Source organism: Desulfatitalea alkaliphila (assembly GCF_022968795.1).
Lineage (GTDB): Bacteria > Desulfobacterota > Desulfobacteria > Desulfobacterales > Desulfosarcinaceae > Desulfatitalea > Desulfatitalea alkaliphila.
This window is the reverse complement of the sequence record NZ_JALJRB010000077.1, coordinates 1-1,033: the sequence shown is the minus strand read 5'-3', so window position 1 is coordinate 1,033 and position 1,033 is coordinate 1. Positions and strand designations below refer to the sequence as shown.

Below are 1,033 nucleotides of genomic sequence, written 5' to 3'. Positions count from 1 at the left end.
AACCCGGCAGTTGCCATTCGCTGCGCCACAGCTTTGCCACCCATCTGCTGGAGGCGGGGTATGACATCCGCACGGTGCAGGAGCTCTTGGGGCACAAGGATGTGTCCACCACCATGATTTATACCCATGTGCTCAATCGCGGCGGCAAGGGGGTACAAAGTCCGGGGGATATGCTGTTTCAATGAAGGGGGATGCGATGCGGATGGGAGATGAGTTGACGGCGAGGCAACGGAGCGTGTTGCAGTTTGTGATCGATTATCACCGGCGGCGCCGGGTGGCGCCTTCGGTGCGGGAGATCGGGCGGGGGGTGGGGTTGCGCTCGCCGGCGGGGGTGCACCGCATTCTGGATCTTTTGAAGGCGCGGGGCTATCTGGCGTCGGAGCCGGACAAGCAGCGCACCTGGCGGTTTGCCGGTCCGTTGGCCGGGCCGGGGCTGCCGGTGCTGGGGGCAATCGCGGCGGGGGCGCCCATCGAGGCGTTGGGCGAGGTGGAGGAGATGGCGGCGGTTTCGCCGCTGCTGTTCGGTGACGAGGCCTGCTTCGGGTTGCGGGTGCGGGGCGATTCCATGGTGGGGGCGCACATTCTGGACGGCGACCTGGCGGTGGTCCGGCCGGGGGTGCGGGTGATGAGCGGGCAGATCGGGGCGGTGCTGGTGGCGGATCTGCTGACCGAGGCGACGTTGAAGATCGTGCGACGCGATGGGACGGCGCTGAGGCTGGCGGCGGCCAATCCGGCCCATGCGGATATGGTGTTCCGGAACCGGGAGCGGCGGCGGGTGACGATCGTGGGCAAGCTGGTGGGAGTGGTGCGGGGGTGGCGATAGGCGGACTTGCGGGGATTTCAGGGCGCCGGGGCGTGCCATGCGTGTTTGCGGGCCGGTGCCGGTGGTTCAGTCCTTCATCCGCTTCATCGCCGTTTTGATCAGGCGTCCGAAGGCGCGGTCCTTTTTCCGTTTGTCCGCGTAGGACATTTCGTAATGTTCCGATTCCTTCTTGAGCTTCAGGTAATTGGCATATCGCCCTTTGTTCAACGC

The 1,033-nt window shown here is 65.5% G+C and carries 2 protein-coding genes; both read left to right on the top strand.

The window, feature by feature from the left end; all coding sequences use genetic code 11:
* Positions 1 to 185 (top strand): tyrosine-type recombinase/integrase (locus MRX98_RS21770; protein ID WP_246915275.1); only part of this gene is annotated, 185 nt, incomplete at its 5' end.
* Between the two features lie 11 nt (positions 186 to 196).
* Positions 197 to 823 carry a transcriptional repressor LexA gene (gene lexA / locus MRX98_RS21765; RefSeq protein ID WP_246915272.1) on the top strand — a complete coding sequence of 209 codons (627 nt, stop codon included), beginning with the start codon at positions 197 to 199 and terminating at the stop codon, positions 821 to 823.
* Positions 824 to 1,033: the final 210 nt, after the last annotated feature.